The organism is Flavobacterium praedii (assembly GCF_026810365.1).
In the GTDB taxonomy this organism is placed as follows: domain Bacteria; phylum Bacteroidota; class Bacteroidia; order Flavobacteriales; family Flavobacteriaceae; genus Flavobacterium; species Flavobacterium praedii.
In genome coordinates this window covers 236,463-259,262 of record NZ_CP113948.1, presented here as the reverse complement: position 1 = coordinate 259,262, position 22,800 = coordinate 236,463, and the positions used below count along the sequence as shown (strand labels likewise).

Below are 22,800 nucleotides of genomic sequence, written 5' to 3'. Positions count from 1 at the left end.
ATTTTAACCATGAGTTTTGCTAATTTATTTTACCCTGAAGGCACAAAATCACGAAGTTCCAAAAAAAAATAACCCTTACAAAGTTCAAAACTTTAAAAGGGCTATTTATTATAATTTTAGACACAACTTAGCAATCTCTATTTACATCAAATGCTTCAAGATAATCGGCTACGCGTTTTACAAAGTTTCCACCAAGCGCACCATTTACAACACGATGATCATAACTGTGAGACAAGAACATTTTTTGGCGAATCCCTATAAAATCACCGTCTGGAGTTTCTATAACCGCTGGCATTTTTCGTATTGCACCGAGTGCCAAAATACCAACTTGCGGCTGGTTCAAAATTGGCGTTCCAAAAACGCTTCCAAAAGTACCTACATTGGTAACTGTATAAGTTCCTCCTTGTGTATCATCTGGTTTTAGCTTTCCTGCTTTGGCACGACCACCTAAGTCATTCACTGCTTTTGCCATTCCCACCAAATTCAATTGGTCTGCATTTTTTATAACTGGAACGATTAGATTTCCATTTGGCAATGAAGCTGCCATTCCAAGGTTTATATTTTTCTTTTTTATAATAAAATCACCATCGACTGAGACATTCATATCAGGAAAATCCTTTAATGCTTTGGCGACTGCTTCCATAAAAATTGGAGTGTAAGTCAATTTCTCTCCCTCACGTTTCTCAAAAATATTCTTATTTTTCTCTCTCCATTTTACAATGTTTGTCACATCTACCTCAACAAACGACTGTACGTGCGCCGAAGTTTGCACAGAAGCCACCATATATCCAGCAACAAGCTTGGTCATTCTGTCCATTTCTACGATTTCATCTCCTCCACTTACAGAAATAGGAGAAACCTTTTGTGACGGAGTACTTACAGCAGAAACCTTTGGAGTTTCAATCGCTTTGACTGGTGTCTCCACCACAGTTGCTGGTTGAGATCCTCTATTTTTTACGTAACTCAATATATCTTCTTTGGTAACACGTCCTTCTTTTCCTGTACCTTTTATACTCACCAATTCACCCAAAGAAATCCCTTCTTCTTTTGCAATATTTTTTACTAATGGAGAAAAGAATTTATCACTTTCAGAAAAACTAATTGGAGTTGCAACAGATTCTTTAGCTACTTCAACTGTTTTTTGAATCTCTTCTACAATGGCTGATGTAATCTCAAGACTTGGCGCTTCAACACTTCCTCCTTGAGTTTCAATAATAGCAATGGTCTGTCCTACTTGAACCAAATCATCTTTACCAAACAATTTTTCGACAAGAACACCCGAAACCTCCGATGGGACTTCGGAATCAACTTTATCGGTAGCAATTTCCAAAACAGCTTCATCCGCTTCAATTTTGTCGCCAACTTCTTTTAACCAATTTGTGATGGTTGCTTCTGCAACGCTCTCTCCCATTTTAGGAAGCTTTAATTCAAATCTTGCCATATTGTTAATCTAAAAGATGATTTTGATTTTCTGTTTGCGAAATTAATGAATATTATCAATATAAATTACACTAAATGTAATTTTTACCGATTATTACAACCTCTCCTCTATCATTAGAAGAATCACTTCCAATGATAAAATCTGCATTTTTAGGTATAATTCTAAAGGTTATTCCTTTATTTTTAAACCTTTCATGAATTTTAATGCATTCTTTAAAAGAAAAAAACTCATTATCCATAATAATTTGCGTCCCTTTTTTTATTGAATTTGATGACAAATTTACCTCTTTTTCTGATTTCCATTCGAGAAAATTTACCTTTTTTTGAACTACACCTATTATATTTTTCACTACCGTTTCAGAAGTCGATAATAACAAATATTTTCTAGAAGTTGTTTTAGTTTTAGACCTACCCTGAATTCTTTTTATTACAGAAAAAAACACAATTCCTATCCTCATAAATACATTAAAAAAAACGGATACTTGGAAATGTTTTTTATAGAAAAACGTCATTGCTTCTTGAAATCGTTTCATATAAGTTCCATCCTTAATTGTGCTTTCTCCTTTATAATGTATTACAGTTGTGTCATGATAATAATAATTCGTCTTTCCTTTTTGCAATACCATATACGACAAATCAATATCGTCTGAATACATAAAACAATTTTCATCAAAACCGCCTACCTCATTGTACAACTCATTTTTCAGGAACATAAAAGCCCCCACCAAAATTTCTACTTCACCCGTTTCATTTTCAGATAAATGCTGCGCATAATATTGATTAAAAAATCTAGATTTTGGAAAGATTTTATACAAACTGCAAATTTTAGTAAAGGCAACCCACGGCGTAGGAATCCCTCTTTTGCTTTCGGGTAGAAAATTACCCGTTCCGTCGATTAGTTTTACACCTACAATTCCAAGATTATTTTGCTTTTTGGCGAAATTCAATACTTTTTCAAACGTATCTTCAGCAACGACAGTATCTGGATTTAGAATACAAATGTATTCCCCTTTTGCCTGAGCTACTCCTATATTATTGCCTTTTGGAAAGCCAACGTTTTGATTGTTTCTAATGAGCTTCACATTTGGAAAACGTGATTTTATCATGTTGCAACTATCGTCAGAAGAATTGTTGTCTACCACAATGATTTCGGCATATATGTTTTCTGTAGCGCTTTGTACGCTTTGCACACAGAGTTCTAAAAAATAGCGAACATTATAATTGAGAATGATAACGGATAATTGCATAAGGCAAATATAAAGAATAGAAATTCCAAAAAAACAATCCCATTTGTTTTTTATATTCATGACTCTTATAGCAGTTATTAGTTATTAAAGAAGAAAAAAATATAGAGCTAGACAGCTTTTTATTTTGATTAATTACCTGCTTTATTACCGAATTACAGCTCTATTTATGGAGCTTTCTCATATTTAGGAAAGACAATTGCCTTATCAAAAAAATCAATCCCAAAAACCATAAAACCTCTTGAGCCCCGATAGAAGTGGCATCTCCCGATTTAGAAAAACAAGGCGTTTTTGTCGTAGTTTTTGTTAATCGGGAATATAACGGATAGCGGGAACGATGTCTCCAAAAATGCTCAATCATTCGCTCCAAAACCTTTTTATTATAGAATTGTTTAATATCTTGCTTTTGATTTCTATTTGAATACTGCGATGCTAAAAACGATTCTACTTTTCTTACTGGTTGTAACTGGTTCTTATTCCCAAATTCAGGGCTGTACGGATCGTTTGGCGAAAAAATTCAACCCAAAAGCCACCGAAAATAATGGAAGTTGTGAGTACACATCCGCAAAAGTAAAGGCGAAATCTACAGAAAAACTAAGCGATTCGATTAAGGAAACTTCGGGTTTGATTGCTTTTGAACATTTATTATGGACACACAATGACGATCACGATACTACTCTTTATGGACTAGACAAAAAAGGAAAAATCCAGAAGAAAATTACACTACAAGGATTAAAAAACAATGACTGGGAGGAAATTTCGCAAGACAGTTTATATCTCTATATTGGTGATTTTGGGAATAATTACAAAGGCAACCGAAAAGATTTACGGATTTTGAGAGTTGATAAAAAGTCAGTTTTGGAAAACGTACCTATAATTGACACTATTGCTTTTTCGTATGAAAACCAAACGGATTTCAATGTTCAGAAAGCAAACACCACCGATTTTGACTGTGAGGCATTTGTAGTTTTACAGGACAGTATATATTTATTTAGCAAACAATGGAATAGTGAGAAAACGAGTTTGTATTCTTTACCAAAAAATCCCGGGACGCACATTGCCCAACTCAAAGAGACTCTGAATGTGCAAGGACTGATTACAGGCGCAACGGTATTACCTATGAAAAAAGGAATTGTTTTGTGTGGGTATTCAAAAATGCTTCAGCCGTTTGTATACCTATTATATGATTACAAAAACAATGATTTTTCGGCTGGGAATAAACGAAAAATTAAAATTGAACTTCCCTTTCATCAAGTTGAAGGAATTGCTAGCGAAGATGGGAAAGTATTTTATTTGACTAATGAAGCAACTGTAAAAAAACCATTTGTAAACACTCCACAACAAATACATTCAATTGATTTGAGTCCGTATTTAAAAGAATGATTGCCTTGTCTTTCTTAGTTTCAAAATAAACAATTCGCATTTAGTCTCATAATAGCTTACTTTTGCCAAAAAATTAGCCTTGTGAATTATTTATCAGTAGAGAATATATCTAAATCTTTTGGGGAGCGTACGCTGTTCAAAGACATTTCCTTTGGAATTAACAAAGATCAAAAAATTGCCTTTATCGCCAAAAACGGTTCGGGTAAAACTACCATAATGAACATTATTAATGGTTTTGACGAGCCCGATACTGGTCAAGTTGTGCTGAGAAAAAGCATTCGAATGGCTTTTTTGTCACAAGACAATAAACTGCAAGACGAATTAACGATTGAAGAAAGCATTTTTGCATCGGATAATGAGAGTTTAAAGATTATAGAAGCTTATGAAAAAGCACTCGAAAATCCTGAGGATGAAGAAGCCTATCAAAAAGCTTTTGACGGAATGGATCAGCACAATGCTTGGGATTTTGAAACGCAATACAAACAAATTTTGTTCAAATTGAAGTTGGAAGACTTTAAACTGAAAGTAAAAAACCTTTCGGGTGGACAGAAAAAACGATTGTCACTGGCTATTATTTTGATCAACCGTCCCGATTTATTGATTCTGGATGAACCAACAAATCACTTGGATCTTGAAATGATCGAATGGTTAGAAAGTTATTTTGCCAAAGAAAATATCACATTATTCATGGTGACACACGACCGTTTTTTCTTGGAGCGTGTTTGTAATGAAATAATTGAGTTGGACAACGGAAAAATATACCAATACAAAGGAAACTATTCGTATTATTTAGAGAAAAAAGAAGAGCGCATCGCCTCCGAAAATGCGAGTGTTGATAAAGCACAAAACTTATTTGTCAAAGAATTGGAATGGATGCGTCGCCAACCAAAAGCGAGAACAACCAAATCGAAATCGCGTCAGGACGATTTTTATGATATTAAGGAAAAAGCCCAAAGTCGCAGAAAAGAAAATGTAGTCGAACTAGAAATTAACATGGAACGTATGGGAAGCAAAATCATCGAGCTTCACAAAATTTCTAAAAAATTCAAAGATCACGTCATTTTGGATAATTTCAGTTATGATTTTCAACGTGGAGAGCGCATTGGAATCATTGGTAAAAACGGAACTGGAAAATCTACTTTCTTGAATCTTTTGACAGGAACTATTCCGTTGGATGGTGGAAAAGTGGTTGTGGGTGATACCATAAAAATTGGTTATTATACCCAAAGCGGAATTAACCCAAAACCAGGGCAACGTGTAATCGATGTCATTAAGGAATACGGAGAATTTATTCCGTTAACAAAAGGCAGACTGATTTCGGCTTCGCAATTGTTAGAGCGTTTTCTTTTTGATTCTAAAAAACAATACGACTATATAGAAAAATTAAGCGGAGGCGAATTGAAACGTCTGTATTTATGTACCGTTTTGATTCAGAACCCAAACTTTTTGATTCTCGATGAGCCAACGAATGATTTGGATATTGTGACATTGAATGTATTAGAGAGTTTCCTTTTGGACTACCCGGGCTGTTTGGTAGTGGTTTCGCATGACCGTTATTTTATGGACAAAATTGTAGATCAGTTGTTTATTTTTAGAGGTCAAGGAGAAATTGAAACATTTCCTGGAAATTACTCTGATTTTAGAGCCTATGAAGACAGCACTGATGTGGCTCAAAAAGAAGATAACAAAACAGAGAAAAAAGAGTGGAAGCAAAACAATCCGACTGGAAATTTGACTTTCAACGAGCAAAAAGAATTTCAAAAGATAGAGAAAGAAATCAAGGAATTGGAGATTGACAAAACCAAAATTGAGCAATTATTCTCTGATGGAAAAGTAGCAGATGCCGATATCGAAAAGAAAGCCAAAGAACTGGAAAACATCATCAAGAAAATTGAGAACAAAGAGGAAAGATGGTTTGAGTTGAGTGCAAAATTGGAAGGATAAATTTTAGTTTGCAGAGATAAACACATATTAAAGAATAGTTCTAAAAGCCATAACAAAATTTAATTTTCGTTATGGCTTTATTATTTTGTCAAACAATTTTTTGTTCCATTAAATTAAAAATTTTCAAATAAAAGTCACGAAAAATCTTTTTTATAAAATCACTATCGGTTTTACTATATTTGCTTTCTTTAAAAATATTTTTCTATGAAACCATTATTATTTGCCCTACTAGCCTTGACTCTTTTTATTTCTTGTTCAAAAGGAAAAGAAAAAGAACCTACAATTCAAAAAGAAATTTCAGTAGATTTCGTTGCTAAAAACAATAAAGAAATTACCGACTACATAGCCAAAAACAATTTAAAAACTATAAAAAGTGATTCGGGATTGTATTATGTAATTACCGATCCTGGAACTGGAAAACAACCAACTGCAACTTCAAATGTAACGGTTGCTTATAAAGGTTATTTCACTAATGGAACCGTATTTGACCAAAGTGGTCCTGAAGGAATCTCTTTTGGATTGGATCAAGTTATAAAAGGTTGGACAGAAGGAATTCCTTATTTAAAAACTGGAGGAAGTGCTATTCTTTTGGTACCAGCACAATTAGGGTACGGAAATAACAGTATGGGACCTATTCCTGGTGGTTCGGTACTTATTTTTGATGTTAAATTAATTTCAGTAAATTAATTTTATAGCCAATTAATACATAAAAAAGCCACAACGAAATTCATTTCTAATGTGGCTTTTCTTTTTTATTGATTTTATTTCATTCAAGTGATATAAAGTTAAATCACTTTAATTACAATAATTAAATCTCTATGAGAAATTTTGCTTAGTTTTATCTTTTGTTGAAAAAAATATTAATTCAGAAAAATAAACGGGTTTGGATATAACTCAGGTCTTTAGTATGACTTTTAAAAATAATTTGAAATCAAAATTCGTAGTCTTATTTATTTTTTCTTTTTTTTATTCTCAAACAATCGTTTCACAGGAAGAGAAAAAAGAGAAAGAAATAAAACAAAAACTACGCTCCATTGTTGATTTATTTACCAAAGAAGATACACTAAAAATCAGCAAACCTGATTCTAAAACAAATTTAATAGCATTCCCTACATTAGGCTATCAACCCGCAAATGGATTTACTCTTGGGTTCATAAGTCAATTTAGTTTTAAATTAAAACCAGAAAATAAAATCTCATTACTATCTGGTGGTGCATCCTATAGTTCCCAAAAACAAGTCTTGACCTATTTAAAAAACAATATGTACATCAGTAATGACCACTTTTTTTTTAGTGGTGATTTTCGATATTATATTTTCTCTCAATCCAATTATGGATTAGGAACCGATATTATTCCTTGGGGAGCCGAATTTAAGAAATTCGATTATAATAGTATCGAGCAACCAATGAATTATAATTATTTTAAATTTCACGAAACCGTTTCTTATAATATCTATCGCTCTTTTTTTATTGGATTAGGAATTCATTTTGATAGTTATACCAATATAAATGACAAGTTATTGAATGTTGCCAATATGCAATATACTTACCATTACAATTACTCAAAAAAATACGGGTTCAGTGATAAAAACTATGCTGTAAATGGCTTTAGTTTAAACTTAATTTATGATGCTAGAGACAATTTAATAAACACTAATAACGGTTTGTATTTGAACATGAATTATCGCTATAATCCACAAAACGATATTAATAAACACAAGAGCGCTACACTATTGCTGGAATCTCGATATTTTATTCCCATCAGTAAAACAAACAAACAACATGTAATTGGTTTTTGGGCGTATGGCCAATTTTTAACAAGTGGAAGACAACCTTATTTGAATCAACCTGCAATAGGTTGGGATCAAAATAGCCGTAGCGGGAAAGGATATACTCAAGGTTTGTTTAGAGGAACCAACTTGATGTATTTTGAAAGCGAATATCGTTTCCCAATTACAAAAAACCAAATGATCAGCGGAACGGTTTTTGCTAATGCTACAACTGCCAGTTCGGAAGATAAAAACCTCCATTTATTCGAATCCATTCAACCCGCAATTGGACTTGGATTGAGAGTTCTTTTAGACAAAAACACTCTAACCAATTTTATAGTCAACTTTGGATTGGGTCGTGATTCTGAAACATTCTATTTTAATGATGGAGAAGGATTCTAACTACTATTCAAGTCGCAGTTTTCAGTCGCAGTATGATAGAAGTCTTCTTCAAATTAGCTCCAATGTGTCCATTGAGACTTAAAATCGAGACTAATTCTACCAAGCAATCGGATTGTAATCTTTCAAAAACTTTCCGCACCAGTGTTTTCCAGTATTAATACCATCAAACAAAGGATCCATAACCCGTGCTGCTCCATCAACGATATCTAAAGGTGGTTGAAAATCTTGTTCTTCCTGTTTCCTTTTGGCCAATTCGGCAGGATCTTCATCGGTTACCCAACCTGTATCGACAGCATTCATAAAAATCCCATCTTTGGCCAAAGTTCCTGCGGCTGTGTGTGTGAGCATATTCAAAGCCGCTTTGGCCATATTGGTATGCGGATGACGGTCTTCCTTGAAATCACGATAAAATTTTCCTTCCATTGCCGAAACGTTGATAATGTGTTTTTTGCCCGTAATGTCTTTCTTCATCACTTCCGAAAGTCGATTGCACAATACAAATGGAGCTACCGAATTTACTAGCTGCACTTCAATCATTTCTGTAGTTTCGATTTGTCCCAATTTCAAACGCCAGCTGTTAGTTTTTCTTAAATCTACTTGTTGCAAGTCGGCATCGAGTTCTCCTTCCGGGAAAACTTCTTGCGCGACCAACGTATTGTCAAAAGAATACGGAATTTGGGATAATCTAGCAGAAGCCCTTAAACCAATTCCGGGTTCTGGTCCGTGCCACGTTACTGGCATATTTTGGTTGGAAGAAGCTCCCAAAGTCAATACTTTTAACTCATCTAAACAATTGGTGTGGTCCAATAATAATTCTTGAGCAGATTTTGGCAAACTAGCGATGGCTCGTTCTTCATTTTCCATCAAGTGCGTATAAAACCCAGCTGGTCGTCTTACCGTTTGTGCAGCATTATTGATTAGAATATCCAACCTTCCATATTTTTGTTCTATGAAATTGCAAAAAATCTCTACACTTGGAATATGCCTCAAATCTAATCCGTGAATTTTTAAGCGGTGTCCCCACTCCATAAAATCATCTTCCTTTGCAAATCGCAAAGCCGAATCCACAGGAAAACGGGTTGTTGCAATAACTGTTGCTCCACCTCTAAGTAACATCAAAGTAATATGATACCCTATTTTTAAGCGTGAACCCGTAATCACGGCAATTTGCCCTTTTACATCTGCGGTTTGAAAACGTTTGGCATAATTAAAATCACCACAATCCGGACACATCGAATCGTAAAAATGATGCATTCTAGTAAACTCTGTTTTGCATACATAACAATTCTGGGGTGTCTCCAATTCCAATTGCTCTTTATTGGCAAGATCATTTACAGCCAATAATTTGGGAGCTACAAATATACTTGCTTCACGAGCAGATCGAATTCCAGTTTCTTTACGGGCCGTTCTGTCTTTCTTTTCCTGCTTGCGTTTGGCTACTGCTTTTCCGTCTTTTTTTCGACGGGCAAACTCATCGCGATCTGGTCTCGAAAACTGACCTGCTGCTTTAATTAATGCTGTTCGTTGTTCTTTTGGTATTTCAAAAATTTGATCTGTATCTGTATTGAGTTGTGTCAAAATAGTGATGCAATGGTTAATTTCCTCCAATGTTATTGCACTTTTAATAGCTGTTTCTTCCGTCATCATTATTATATTCTTTACTTTTCTTGATGTAAATTTCAAGGGAGCAAAGATAGTTTTAAATTTTGGGACTGTTAAATATTGGCTTATACTTTAATAAAATGCTATTTCACAAGGAATCTAGAGAAAACACAGCGAAGCACAAAGTTTAGTTTTTAGATATTGAATACTTAAAAAATCTCTGTGTATCTTCGCATTTTCTTTGTGAACCTTTGTGAAACAGTCTTTATGTTATTCCAAATCAAATCTTATCTTAAATTCCTTTGGCAATCCAAAAACGAACATGCAGTTCATTCCCCATTTGTCTTTAATTTATTGACCAAATGTTTTTATGACAAAAAATACAAACCAGAATATGCCATTTTAAAAAGGTACCGAAACGAACTTTTGCAAAATAAAAACACCATTGCTGTAACCGACTTTGGTGCAGGTTCTCGAGTTTTTAAATCTAATATCAGACAAATTTCAAAAATTGCAGAAACGGCTGGAATCTCCCCCAAACGAGCCCAATTATTGTATCGAATTGTCCATTATTTTCAACCTGAAACTGTTTTAGAAATTGGAACTTCATTAGGATTGGCAACTTCTGCACTTGCATTAGGAAATCCAAAAGCAAAAATCATAACGCTCGAAGGTTGTCCAAATACAATTGCAGTTGCAAAAATTCAACTGGAAAAATTCAATTGTAATACTATAGAATGTGTTGAAACCGATTTTTTAAGTTATCTGCAAAACTGCCAACAGAAAACAGAAAGCTACCAATTGATTTACTTTGATGGCAACCATTCTAAAAAAGCAACATTAGACTATTTTGAGTTATTGTTACCAACTATTACTAATGAAACAGTTTGGATTTTTGATGATATTCATTGGTCTGCAGACATGGAAGCGGCCTGGGAAATTATAAAAAACCATCCAAAAGTGACGGTAAGCATAGATACTTTTCAATGGGGATTGGTCTTCTTTAGATACGAGCAACCCAAACAGCATTTTATAATCAGAACATAAATTTGCCGTTTTAAAATTTAAAATTACATTATGGACATCAACCAAATTTTTGAAAATAACCAAAAATGGATTATCAAACAGCTCCAAATAGATAAAAACTATTTTGAAAAATTATCAAAAGGACAATCTCCCGAATTTCTTTATATTGGTTGTTCGGATAGTCGCGTTTCGGCAGAAGAACTAATGGGACTGGAACCTGGAGAAGTTTTTGTACACCGAAACATTGCCAATATGGTTCCAAATACCGACTTAAATTCGATGTCAGTGATCAATTATGCGGTGGTACATTTGAAAGTAAATCACATCGTAGTTTGTGGTCATTATGGTTGTGGAGGTGTGCATGCAGCCATGCAACAATCCGATTTGGGAATATTAAACCCATGGCTAAGAAACATCCGCGATGTTTATCGAATTCATCGAAAAACGCTTGATGCTATAACCAATGAGGAAGAAAAATATAAAAAGTTAGTTGAATTAAACGTACAAGAACAATGCATCAATGTTATCAAAACTGCCGAAGTACAAAAAGCATTCAACGACCGAAATTTAAAAGTATATGGATGGATTTTTGATATTCACAGTGGAAAATTAATTGACCTTAATATCAACTTTACAGAAAAATTGAAAGATATTACCCAGATTTACAAAATATCAAACTAAACAAGTTTTACTTAAAAAAAGATTCAAAACGGTTTCAAAATAGTTTGTTTGAAATCAAAACAAAAAAAAGACAGTCACCCCCATGACTGTCTTTTCCATTCTGAATAACAAAATCTAAAATCCGAAGATTTTATTTCAATTGATTGCTTTAGAATGAAATTAATTTTTGCTAAACAATCAAACAAAAGTTTAAACCTAAATAACCTACTACTAAAATTTAAACTTTTGATTACCAAATTTAATAAATACAAGAATAAAAATCGACAATATTCTATGTAAAATCGATGAAATACACTTTTATTTAATTTTAACACTAATTAAACTATAATAAATTAAATATTTATGATGAAAAATTATTTTATTTCATTCCATAATTAATTATTTTTTTGCTTTGGCCATTTCTGCCGACTTGGCTCCCATTCTATTTAAAGTATACATCGGAGCAAATTTCAACTTCAATCCAGAAATTTTCATATTATCATTTGAAGTAAGTCCCTCGTTTTCCACTGTATTTTTTCTACTATCCAAGGCTTCATACATTAATTTTACTTCATCCCAATCCTCACGGGTATAATTGTCTTTATTTTTTTGAGCGGTATCAACAAATAATTGGTATACACCTAGAATATTTTTAGCATTTACCCAATTAAAGTTGATATCATTCCCAACCTTTCCCTCACCAAAAAGTGCATTTCTCAATCGTTGTTTTGGATTATCCGCTATTATAGCTTGATTTTCAATTTCGGTTTGCGCATCCATTTTTGCTTTAAGTTCTTCATATTTGGCTCTACTGGCATTAATTCGCTCTTGTGCTTTAATATCATCTTTCAAATCAGCCAAAGCCAATTCAGCAGCAGCATTTCTTATTTCATAATTAGCTTGAATAGATTCCCAGTTCTCTTTGGTAACTACTGTATCTGTGTTTCCTAATGAATCCACATAGACAACATAGGTATCTACCGATTTTTCGGCCTGTATTTTTTTTTCATCCTTGCAAGAAGATAATCCCAAAGTAATTACAGCCATTCCCAATAATAATTTTCTAGTTTTCATAATTTTTGATTTAATAAACATATCTGTATCAAATGTACCTTGAGTTGCATTGTATCCAATATATATGTAGCAATTATACAAACAATCCAAAAAATTCTGATACATATCAAAATTCGATATAAATTTCATAAAAATTAAAACTACCCAAATGATAATAGATATGAATAAATTGTAACAAAAATCTAACTAGAACTACTTATCATAATTAAAAAGTCTTTTGTACTTTTAAAATCTTAAATCAAAATTTACAATCTATAACTCTAATGGAAAACCCACTTATAAAAATCACCAATATCAAACGAGACTTTGTACTAGGAAATGAAATTGTATATGTATTAAAAGGTATTGATTTAGAAATTAACAAAGGGGAATATGTAGCTTTAATGGGTCCATCTGGTTCTGGAAAATCTACCTTAATGAATTTATTAGGCTGCTTAGACACACCAACATCTGGAACTTATATCTTAAACGGAAAAGATGTAAGCCATATGAAAGACGACGAACTAGCCGAAATTAGAAATAAAGAGATTGGATTTGTTTTTCAAACATTCAATCTTTTACCAAGAACGACAGCCCTTGATAATGTAGCCTTGCCAATGATTTATGCTGGCTATTCAAAAACCGAAAGAAACACTAGAGCCACTGAAGTATTAAACCAAGTAAATCTTGGTGATAGAATGGATCATCAACCCAATCAACTTTCAGGAGGACAGCGTCAACGTGTGGCCATTGCTAGAGCATTAGTAAACAAACCTTCCATCATACTTGCTGATGAACCGACAGGAAATTTGGATAGCAAAACTTCTTTGGAAATTATGAAACTTTTTGGAGATATTCATGCCAATGGCAATACTGTTATTCTAGTTACACACGAAGAGGAAATTGCAGCTTACGCCCATCGTGTAATTCGTTTAAGAGACGGTGTTATTGAAAGTGATACAGCAAAATAATTTAGAGGTTAGAATTATTCTGAACTTGTAAACCTCTAACTTCTAACTTCTAATCTCTAACTTAAAATGAAAGTATATACAAAAACTGGAGATGGCGGAACCACAGCCCTTTTTGGTGGCACTAGAGTACCAAAAGACCATGCCCGCATCGAAAGCTATGGAACAGTAGATGAATTGAATTCCTACATTGGATTAATCCGTGACCAAGAAATAAATAATCATTACAAAGAAATATTAATCGAAATTCAAGATCGATTGTTTACTGTCGGAGCCATTCTTGCCACTCCTCCAGAAAAAGAAGTGATGAAAAATGGCGAATTACGTCTAAAAAAACTTGGGATTATCGAGTCTGATGTTGAATTACTGGAAAATGAAATAGACAGTATGGAAGAATCACTTCCCACAATGACACATTTTGTGTTACCGGGAGGACATCAAACCGTGTCATATTGTCATATTGCAAGATGCGTTTGCCGCCGTGCAGAACGTTTAGCAGTGCATTTAAGCCATAATGAGCCTGTTGCTGAAATTGCAATTAAGTACTTAAACCGACTTTCTGACTATCTTTTTGTATTGGCACGAAAGTTGTCTCATGATTTAAACGCCGAGGAAGTAAAATGGATTCCTAGAAAATAGGTTGACGTTTTATAGATTACGGTTTACAGTATTTAGAAAAGATTTTCAGTTTTGAAATTTAGAATTAATTATCTTAATACTTACTGTCTGAAAATACGTTCTTAATTTTTTTAAAAAATAAATGGTTTTTTACTTGTCTTTTTCAGTAAAAAATTTATTTTTGCACAAAACTAAATCGACAAATATGTATTGGACATTAGAATTAGCATCATATTTAAGCGATGCACCGTGGCCTGCTAACAAAGACGAACTTATTGACTACGCTATTAGAGCAGGCGCTCCATTAGAAGTAGTAGAAAACCTTCAATCTATAGAAGATGAAGGCGAGATATATGAATCAATGGAAGAAATTTGGCCAGATTATCCAACTGACGAAGATTATCTTTGGAATGAGGATGAATATTAAAAAGTAAACCAAGAAAAAGTCTCAAAAGAGGCTTTTTTTTTGTTTAAATTTACACAGTTATAAAATTAGAAATAAAAATAAATCATGAGTTTCATAAACAGTATTATTAAAATCTTTGTTGGAGATAAATCTGAGAAAGATGTCAAAGCATTACAGCCTTATTTAAATAAAATTAAAACTTTTGAAAGCACTTTACAAGCCTTATCAAATGATGAACTTAGGGCCAGGACTGCTTATTTTAAAGAAAAAATAAAACAAGCACGTGCAGACAAAGATGCTAAAATTGCTAGCCTTCTTCTTGAAGTAGAAAGCATTGAAGATATTGACAAAAGAGAAGATATTTATATTGCAATAGATGCTTTAGAAAAAGAAGCATATGACATCTCTGAAAAAACATTAATGGAGATTCTTCCAGAAGCTTTCTCAGTGGTAAAAGAAACCGCAAGACGTTTCAAAGACAACACACAAATCACGGTTACTGCTACAGCAAAAGACAGAGAATTATCTGCTACCAAAAGCTACATTACACTTGATGGCGATAAAGCTATTTGGGCAAACACTTGGAATGCTGCAGGAAAAGAAATCACTTGGGACATGATTCATTATGATGTTCAATTGATTGGCGGAATGGTTTTACACGAAGGAAAAGTTGCCGAAATGCAAACTGGAGAAGGTAAAACACTGGTTGCAACCTTACCATTATACTTAAATGCTTTAACTGGAAACGGTGTTCATTTGGTAACCGTAAACGATTACTTGGCCAAACGTGATAGTACGTGGAAAGCCCCTTTATTCGAATTTCACGGATTGACTGTAGATTGTATTGATAATCACCAACCGAGTTCAGAAGGAAGAAAAAATGCTTACAACGCAGACATCACTTACGGAACAAATAATGAATTTGGTTTTGATTACCTAAGAGATAATATGGCGCATTCGCCAGAAGATTTGGTACAAAGAAAACACAATTATGCGATTGTGGATGAGGTCGATTCTGTTTTGATTGATGATGCCCGTACACCTCTTATCATTTCGGGACCAGTTCCACAAGGAGATCGTCATGAGTTCATGGAAATGAAACCAAAAATCGAAAACCTTGTAAGTTTACAACGCCAATTGGCCAATGGTTTCCTTTCTGAAGCTAAAAAATTAATCAAAGAAGGAAACACAAAAGAAGGTGGATTCTTATTACTAAGAGCTTACAGAAGTTTACCAAAAAACAAAGCACTTATTAAGTTTTTGAGCGAAGAAGGAATCAAACAATTGCTACAAAAAACCGAAAATCAATACATGCAAGACAACAATCGCGAAATGCCAAAAGTGGATGAAGCATTGTATTTTGTCATAGAAGAAAAAAACAATCAAGTAGAATTAACAGATAACGGAATAAAATTCCTTTCTGGCGATACTGATGCTGACTTTTTTGTACTTCCAGATATCGGAACTGAAATTGCTATCATCGAAAAGAAAAAACTGGATAAAGATGCTGAATCCGAAGAGAAAGAAAGATTATTTCAAGATTTTGGTATAAAAAGCGAACGTATTCACACTTTGACACAACTTTTGAAAGCATACGCTTTGTTCGAAAAAGATGTAGAATATGTAATCATGGACAACAAAATCATGATTGTAGATGAGCAAACAGGACGTATCATGGATGGTCGTCGTTATTCTGACGGATTACACCAAGCCATTGAAGCCAAAGAAAACGTAAAAATTGAAGCGGCTACCCAAACTTTTGCAACAGTTACTTTGCAAAACTATTTCAGAATGTACAACAAATTGGGCGGAATGACTGGAACAGCGGTAACAGAAGCTGGAGAGTTATGGCAAATCTACAAATTGGATGTTGTAGAAATTCCAACAAACAGACCAATGTCCAGAATTGACAAAGAAGATTATATCTACAAAACAACTCGTGAAAAGTTTAATGCGGTAATCGAAGATGTTACTGAATTATCAAAAGCAGGAAGACCTGTTCTTATTGGAACAACTTCGGTAGAGATTTCAGAATTATTGAGCAGAATGTTGAAAATGCGTGGTGTAGCACATAATGTATTGAATGCAAAAATGCACAAACAAGAAGCACAAATTGTTGAGGAAGCAGGAAAACCTGGAGTGGTGACCATTGCAACCAATATGGCAGGTCGTGGTACCGATATCAAATTATCTCCAGAAGTAAAAGCGGCTGGTGGTTTGGCAATTGTAGGTACAGAACGTCATGACTCTCGTCGTGTAGACCGTCAGTTACGTGGTCGTGCAGGACGTCAAGGTGACCCAGGAAGTTCTCAGTTTTATGTTTCTCTTGAAGACAACTTAATGCGTTTATTTGGTTCTGAAAGAGTAGCCAAAGTAATGGACAGAATGGGATTGCAAGAAGGAGAAGTGATTCAGCATTCTATGATGACCAAATCGATCGAACGTGCTCAGAAAAAAGTAGAAGAAAACAACTTTGGTGTTCGTAAACGTTTATTGGAATATGATGACGTAATGAACGCACAACGTGAAGTAGTTTACAAACGTCGTCGTCACGCCTTGTTTGGTGAACGTCTAAAATTAGATATCGCCAATATGCTTTATGACACTTGTGAATTGATCGTTGACGTGAATAAAGCAAGAAATAATTTCAAAGATTTTGAATTTGATATTATTCGTTATTTCTCCTTTACTTCGCCAGTTTCAGAAGCCGATTTCTCTAAATTAACAGAAATTGAAATTACAGCTAAGCTTTATAAAGCAACGCTAGAATTTTACACTCAAAAGACAGAAAGAAGTGCTAGAGAAGCATTCCCAATTATAAAAAATGTTTACGAAGACAGAAACAATCATTTTGAACGCATTGTTGTTCCTTTTACAGATGGAATAAAATCATTCAACGTAGTTACTGATTTGAAAAAAGCTTACGAAACAAATGGAGCTCAACTAGTTGCCGATTTTGAGAAAAATATCACTTTATCTATCGTTGATGAAGCTTGGAAAAAACATTTACGTAAAATGGATGAATTGAAACAATCCGTTCAATTGGCAGTACATGAACAAAAAGACCCATTACTTATTTATAAATTGGAAGCTTTTAATTTATTTAGAGGAATGTTGGAGAATGTAAACAAGGATGTAATTTCGTTCTTATTTAAAGGAGATTTACCTGCGCAAAATGTTCCAGTTATTGAAGAAGCAAAAATTGTACGTCAGAAAGAAGATTATAAGTTAAGCAAAGACGAAGTTTTAAATTCTGATGAATTAGCAGAACGTAATCAAGAAGCTGGACAAACGCAACAACGACAAGTAACTGAGACTATCGTTCGCGATCAACCCAAAATAAACAGAAATGACACAGTAACTATACAAAATGTAGCCAATGGTCAAACACAAGAAATGAAATTCAAAAAAGCCGAAAGCTTAATCGCAAGTGGTGCTTGGGTTTTGGTTTCTTAATTAAAAATAAATTTGATTTGAATCCCCAATTACGAAAGTAGTTGGGGATTTTTTATTAAAAGGATAAAATTGTCTTAAAAAAAATACTATTTTTGCGCTCAAAAAAATAGTCTGAAACAATTTTTCGTCATATTACTATCCTCATTACTACTTCTTCCCTCTTTTGGGGAAATAATTGTATATGTAAAATTCAAAATCAATCAAGACGAGATTTCCAAAACCATTTGTGTACAAAGAGAAATTGCCAACAACACTTGTAATGGTAATTGTGAACTTAAGAAAAGCTTAAAGAAATTTGATGATAATGAGAAACAAATGCAAAACAATCTCAAAGATAAATTAGAGCAGGTTTACATTGCAAATACTTTAGAAACGAACTTTTCAATTGTAACATCAATTTCTTCAACTCAATCAAAATACTTTTCTTTAGATAAAAAACCTATCTCGGTTGTATTATCGAACTTTCGACCACCCAACTATTTTATATAAATTCTAATTTCACTTTTCAAACTTTTTTGAAATGTCTTTCATTGGCTTAAAGTCAATGAAACATTTGTTATTACCCAAAATTTATATAAATCAAAAATGAAGAAAATTCTATTCTCCCTTTTACTATTGGGGCAAATTTCCATTGCACAAAATAATACTAAAAAAGACTCCTCAAAAACCGAAGAACTTGAGACTATCTTTATTACTGCCAATCGTTCTGCTACTCATCGAAAAGAAACTCCAGCTGCTATTAGTAAATTAACCGCCAAAACCATTAACGAAACCAAGGCAGTAGCTGCTTATGAAATTATCAACAAAACACCAGGAGTGACGATGGTAAACCTTGGTAACGAACAACACATGATGTCTATTCGTCAACCCATGACCACCAATGCTTATTATTTATATCTTGAAGATGGCCTACCTATTCGCCCAATGGGAATTTTCAACCACAATGCTTTATTAGAAATCAACCAATTCAACCTTCAAAGTATAGAAGTTATAAAAGGCCCAGCTTCCTCTTTATATGGACCAGAAGCAGTTGGAGGAACTGTTAATTTAATTTCTATTCATCCTCCCGTTACACCTGAATTCAAGTTTGGAATTCAAGCAGACCAATGGGGTTACAAACGAATTCAAGTAGCAAGTGGAGCAACAGTAGGCAAAGTTGGTTTCAATATCGCTGGAATTTCAAGTTTACAGGAAAACGGTTGGATGACTTATTCTGATTACAAAAAAGACAATATAAACGTTAGAATTGATTACAACATAAACAATAAAACTCGATTAATCAGTAATACGATGTGGGGCAAATACTATTCTGATATGAGCGGAAGTGTTAATGAAGCTGCTTTTTATAATAGAACCTATAAAAGCACCACCGATTTTACGTATCGAAAATCAGATGCTCTAAGAACTAGATTGACTTTGGAACACGATTGGAATGATAATGCCCATAGTTATTTAACCGTTTATCATAGAGACAATAAATTAGGACAAAATCCATCCTATGGAATTAAATGGAGTCCTACAGTAAACCCGACAACAGCAAAAGGAGAAGTCAACTCTAATAATTTCAAAAGCTATGGTGCAATTGGTCAACACATACAAAAATTTAGTTTTTTAAACACAAAAATTGTTGTTGGAGCACTTTATGATTATTCTCCAGTAACCTATTGGGCGTATTTACTAGAAATGAAAGCCAATCTTAACCCAGGAACTCCAGGGAAGCAAACGGTTAATTATTATGAGATTACAGCCGAACGTCCCGATGTAAAATTATCAGACTACACCGCTGACATTTTTAACACAGCAGGTTATACACAAGTAAGCATCAACCCTTTTGAAAAATTGGTTATAACTGCAGGCGCTCGTTATGACAACCTAAAAGCAGATTACAATAATGCACTTGACCTTTCTACAGGTACCAAAATATATGACAAACCTACTTTCAAAGCGGGTGCCAACTATAATCCTGTTTCATTTACTGGAATTTACGGAAATTATTCCCAAGGGTTTGCTCCTCCAGGCATCACCTCTATTTTTAGAGCCAAAACAGGAACAGGAGGAACATCAGGAAAACCTGCTGCGTTTTATTATAACTTAGAACCGGCAACATTCAATAATTATGAAATTGGAGGTTGGTTATCCTTTTTTCAAGGCAAATTAAACTTTGACTATGCCGTTTATTACATGGAAGGCAAGAACGAATTATTGAGCATTCGCTTGCCAGATAACTCTACCGATTATCGTTCTGCTGGTGAAACGAGACATAAAGGAATTGAATTTGGAGGAAATTTCAAATTTTTATCGGATCAGTTGAATATTCGATTTGGGGGAACTATTGCCGAACATACTTTTATAGATTTTAAAGTTTCTGATTTTCCAACAGATCCTTTGAGAAATTTGGATGGAAAAGAAATGCCTCAAGCTCCTAGATGGTCTGGAAATTCAGAAATCAGTTATTACCCAAATTGGTTACCAAAATTCAGAACTTCGATAGAATGGCAATCGGTTGGTAAATATTATCAAGATCAAATCAATACCGTAAAATATGTTGGTTATGATATTTTTAATTTCAGAGCTGGATACGAATGGAAGGGAATTGAAATTTATGGAAACATAATCAATCTTACGGACAAATTATATGCCTATAACGTAACTCGAGGAAATACTGCAACCTCTCAACCCACTTATACTGCTGCAGCTCCGAGAACATTTTTAATAGGTTTGCAATATAATTTTTCATTAAGAAAATAACTAATTTATTCAACCCTTTCAGAGTTTTGAACTCTGAAAGGGTTATATAATTCAAAAAGAAAACAATGAACAATACACTAAAAGAAGAAAAACTTTCAAAAAAGAAAGATTCCAAACTAGTCAAAAAATTGAAACAAAAAATGTACAAATGGCACCGTACAATAGGAATCATTACACTAATTCCAGTTATTTTCTGGACATTATCTGGATTAATGCATCCTTTTATGGCGCATTTTTTCAAACCAGAAATAGCCAACGAACGTCTTGAAGTAAAACCAATTGATAAATCTCAATTAGTTATTTCAATCCAAGAGGTTTTACAAAAAAATAAAATAACCGCATTCAAAAATTTCCGAATCGTATCATTTGACAATTCAACCTTTTATCAAGTAAAAACGGTAAACGACGAATTGATCTATTTTAAAACTTTAGATGCAAAAAAACTGGAAAATGGAGACCAAAAATATGCAAATTGGCTATCCCGTTATTTTCTAGACGATCAAAAAAGTACAATAAGCAAAACGGATTTAATAACCCAATTTACGGCTCAATACAAATACGTCAATCGGTATTTACCAGTTTACAAGACAACATTTGATCGTCCAGACGGAATGCAAGTTTATGTTGAAACGGCATCAAGCAAATTGGCCACTTACAACCCGAAATCAAGACAAGTTTTTATCTGGTTTTTTGACACTTTCCATAATTGGGCTTTTATTGATTGGATTACCAACAACAGTATTCGTATTGTTGTGATGTTTTTGTTTCTTTCCATCATCTTCCTTTCGGCTATTAGCGGAATTATAATCTATGGTTTATTTTGGAAGCAATTCAAAAAAACAGACAGTTTAACTCCTAAAAAAGGCCTCAGAAAATACCACCGCCAAATCGGAATTTGGGTTTCCTTATTCACCTTGACATTTGCCTTTAGCGGAGCTTATCATGCTACAACCAAATGGAAACCATACACTTTAGACAAAATGGTGTATGAACCTATTTTTGAAACAAAAGACATTCAAACTCCAAACAATGCTATAGCTGTTGACTGGAAACGAATAGAAAATGTAAGCCTCGTTACTTTAAATGACAGCATTTATTACAGATGCCAATTGACATTAGCCAAAAATAAAAAATATGAGGCACCCAAAATAGATTCAAAATCCAAATGGGATAAAAAAGAAAATCCAAAATCGGAAATTCTTTATATCAATACAACAACAAATAAAGTAGCTCCAAACCTTGATTTAGAATACGCCAAATTTTTGGCTTCCTTTTTTAGTGACACCGTTACAAAAGAGGCTTGTTGTGAAATGGAAGGCGGAACAACAGAAAAAACAAGTTTAGAAAACATTCCTTTATTAGAAACTAAAGTTTTAAGCGACTTTGAAAGTCGAGAATATGGCTTTGTCAATAAACGATTGCCCGTAATAAAATTAGCATATGACACGCCAGAAAAAACTACCTATTTTATAGAAACAGCTACATCTAGATTAGCAGCTGCCATTCAAAATTCAGATAAAGTAGAAGGGTATTCTTTTGCCATATTTCATAAATTTTTGTTTATGGATTGGGCTGGAAAAAACATCCGCGATTTGACAATGGTTTTAGCAGCATTAACTGTTTTAATTGTTAGTGTACTTGGTTTAATTTTATTTTTAAAGAAAAAGTAATATCAAATTCAGTTTTTGAGATTAATCCCCAATTATAACTAGTTGGGGATTTTTTTATTCCTTAAATTTACTTTTAATGTAACCATTCAATATATTAATTTATAGCCACGAATTCACTAATTTTACTTTTTCTGGATGTATAAAAAGGCAACAATTTTGAATATTAACCAAATTATTACGAATCGATTTAAATTCAAAAATTTTTTATTCCGATGATTATATGTCAAACCATTGGTGTCCAAAAGCAGATATCGTACCTTTTTTGAAAGGTAAATTTAATTGTGAATTAGAAAACAGGGAACTCTTCAAACTTAACCAAGGAATGACCTATTTCGTTTCGGATGAATTGAGTTTGCATCGTTCTGTAACTGTAACTAAACCACTATGGACTTAAAGTCCATAGATTTGGTTG

Annotated in this window: 17 protein-coding genes; 13 read left to right on the top strand and 4 right to left on the bottom strand. The window is 33.6% G+C overall.

From position 1 onward, the window contains the following. Positions 1–127 precede the first annotated feature (127 nt). Positions 128–1,441, bottom strand: a complete 1,314-nt coding sequence (locus tag OYT91_RS01220; RefSeq protein ID WP_281239169.1) for a dihydrolipoamide acetyltransferase family protein — start codon at positions 1,439–1,441, stop codon at positions 128–130. Positions 1,442–1,511: 70 nt separating this feature from the next. Continuing rightward, positions 1,512–2,687 carry a glycosyltransferase family 2 protein gene (locus tag OYT91_RS01215; RefSeq protein WP_281239168.1) on the bottom strand — a complete coding sequence of 392 codons (1,176 nt, stop codon included), beginning with the start codon at positions 2,685–2,687 and terminating at the stop codon, positions 1,512–1,514. 426 nt (positions 2,688–3,113) lie between these two features. On the opposite strand from OYT91_RS01215, the gene OYT91_RS01210 reads away from it, so the two are divergent. The 4 genes from OYT91_RS01210 (at position 3,114) to OYT91_RS01195 (ending at position 8,181) form a co-directional block, all read left to right on the top strand. Continuing rightward, positions 3,114–4,067 carry a T9SS C-terminal target domain-containing protein gene (locus OYT91_RS01210; RefSeq protein ID WP_281239167.1) on the top strand — a complete coding sequence of 318 codons (954 nt, stop codon included), beginning with the start codon at positions 3,114–3,116 and terminating at the stop codon, positions 4,065–4,067. Positions 4,068–4,148: 81 nt separating this feature from the next. Further along, positions 4,149–6,011, top strand: a complete 1,863-nt coding sequence (locus OYT91_RS01205; protein WP_269223447.1) for an ABC-F family ATP-binding cassette domain-containing protein — start codon at positions 4,149–4,151, stop codon at positions 6,009–6,011. A gap of 204 nt (positions 6,012–6,215) precedes the next feature. Continuing rightward, positions 6,216–6,698: an FKBP-type peptidyl-prolyl cis-trans isomerase gene (locus OYT91_RS01200; RefSeq protein WP_281239166.1), complete on the top strand. Its 483-nt coding sequence runs from the start codon at positions 6,216–6,218 to the stop codon at positions 6,696–6,698. 238 nt (positions 6,699–6,936) lie between these two features. Then, on the top strand, positions 6,937–8,181 hold the full coding sequence (locus OYT91_RS01195) for a BamA/TamA family outer membrane protein (protein WP_281239165.1): 1,245 nt from the start codon (positions 6,937–6,939) through the stop codon (positions 8,179–8,181). Between the two features lie 96 nt (positions 8,182–8,277). Here OYT91_RS01195 and OYT91_RS01190 read toward each other — a convergent pair whose 3' ends face one another. After that, positions 8,278–9,828, bottom strand: coding sequence for an SDR family NAD(P)-dependent oxidoreductase (locus OYT91_RS01190; RefSeq protein WP_281239164.1), 1,551 nt, complete (start codon positions 9,826–9,828; stop codon positions 8,278–8,280). 222 nt (positions 9,829–10,050) lie between these two features. On the opposite strand from OYT91_RS01190, the gene OYT91_RS01185 reads away from it, so the two are divergent. Beyond that, positions 10,051–10,830, top strand: a complete 780-nt coding sequence (locus tag OYT91_RS01185) for an O-methyltransferase (protein ID WP_281239163.1) — start codon at positions 10,051–10,053, stop codon at positions 10,828–10,830. 30 nt (positions 10,831–10,860) lie between these two features. Beyond that, positions 10,861–11,490: a carbonic anhydrase gene (locus OYT91_RS01180; protein ID WP_269223452.1), complete on the top strand. Its 630-nt coding sequence runs from the start codon at positions 10,861–10,863 to the stop codon at positions 11,488–11,490. A gap of 378 nt (positions 11,491–11,868) precedes the next feature. Here OYT91_RS01180 and OYT91_RS01175 read toward each other — a convergent pair whose 3' ends face one another. Next, on the bottom strand, positions 11,869–12,543 hold the full coding sequence (locus OYT91_RS01175; protein WP_281239162.1) for a DUF6565 domain-containing protein: 675 nt from the start codon (positions 12,541–12,543) through the stop codon (positions 11,869–11,871). 263 nt (positions 12,544–12,806) lie between these two features. Between OYT91_RS01175 and OYT91_RS01170 the strand changes: the two genes are divergently transcribed. The 7 genes from OYT91_RS01170 (at position 12,807) to OYT91_RS01140 (ending at position 22,782) form a co-directional block, all read left to right on the top strand. Beyond that, a complete protein-coding gene (locus OYT91_RS01170; protein WP_281239161.1) occupies positions 12,807–13,493 on the top strand; it encodes an ABC transporter ATP-binding protein in 687 nt (228 codons plus the stop codon). A 66-nt stretch (positions 13,494–13,559) separates the two neighbouring features. After that, positions 13,560–14,129 (top strand): cob(I)yrinic acid a,c-diamide adenosyltransferase, encoded by a 570-nt coding sequence (locus tag OYT91_RS01165; RefSeq protein ID WP_281239160.1) that lies wholly within the window; start codon positions 13,560–13,562, stop codon positions 14,127–14,129. A 184-nt stretch (positions 14,130–14,313) separates the two neighbouring features. Next, positions 14,314–14,535, top strand: coding sequence for a DUF2795 domain-containing protein (locus tag OYT91_RS01160; RefSeq protein ID WP_007138072.1), 222 nt, complete (start codon positions 14,314–14,316; stop codon positions 14,533–14,535). An 84-nt stretch (positions 14,536–14,619) separates the two neighbouring features. Continuing rightward, entirely contained in the window at positions 14,620–17,970 is a 3,351-nt protein-coding gene (gene secA, locus OYT91_RS01155) for a preprotein translocase subunit SecA (RefSeq protein ID WP_281239159.1), read from the top strand. A gap of 585 nt (positions 17,971–18,555) precedes the next feature. After that, positions 18,556–20,718 carry a TonB-dependent receptor gene (locus OYT91_RS01150; protein WP_281239158.1) on the top strand — a complete coding sequence of 721 codons (2,163 nt, stop codon included), beginning with the start codon at positions 18,556–18,558 and terminating at the stop codon, positions 20,716–20,718. Between the two features lie 65 nt (positions 20,719–20,783). After that, positions 20,784–22,388, top strand: coding sequence for a PepSY domain-containing protein (locus OYT91_RS01145; protein ID WP_281239157.1), 1,605 nt, complete (start codon positions 20,784–20,786; stop codon positions 22,386–22,388). 220 nt (positions 22,389–22,608) lie between these two features. Next, entirely contained in the window at positions 22,609–22,782 is a 174-nt protein-coding gene (locus OYT91_RS01140) for a hypothetical protein (RefSeq protein WP_269223458.1), read from the top strand. Positions 22,783–22,800 lie beyond the last annotated feature (18 nt).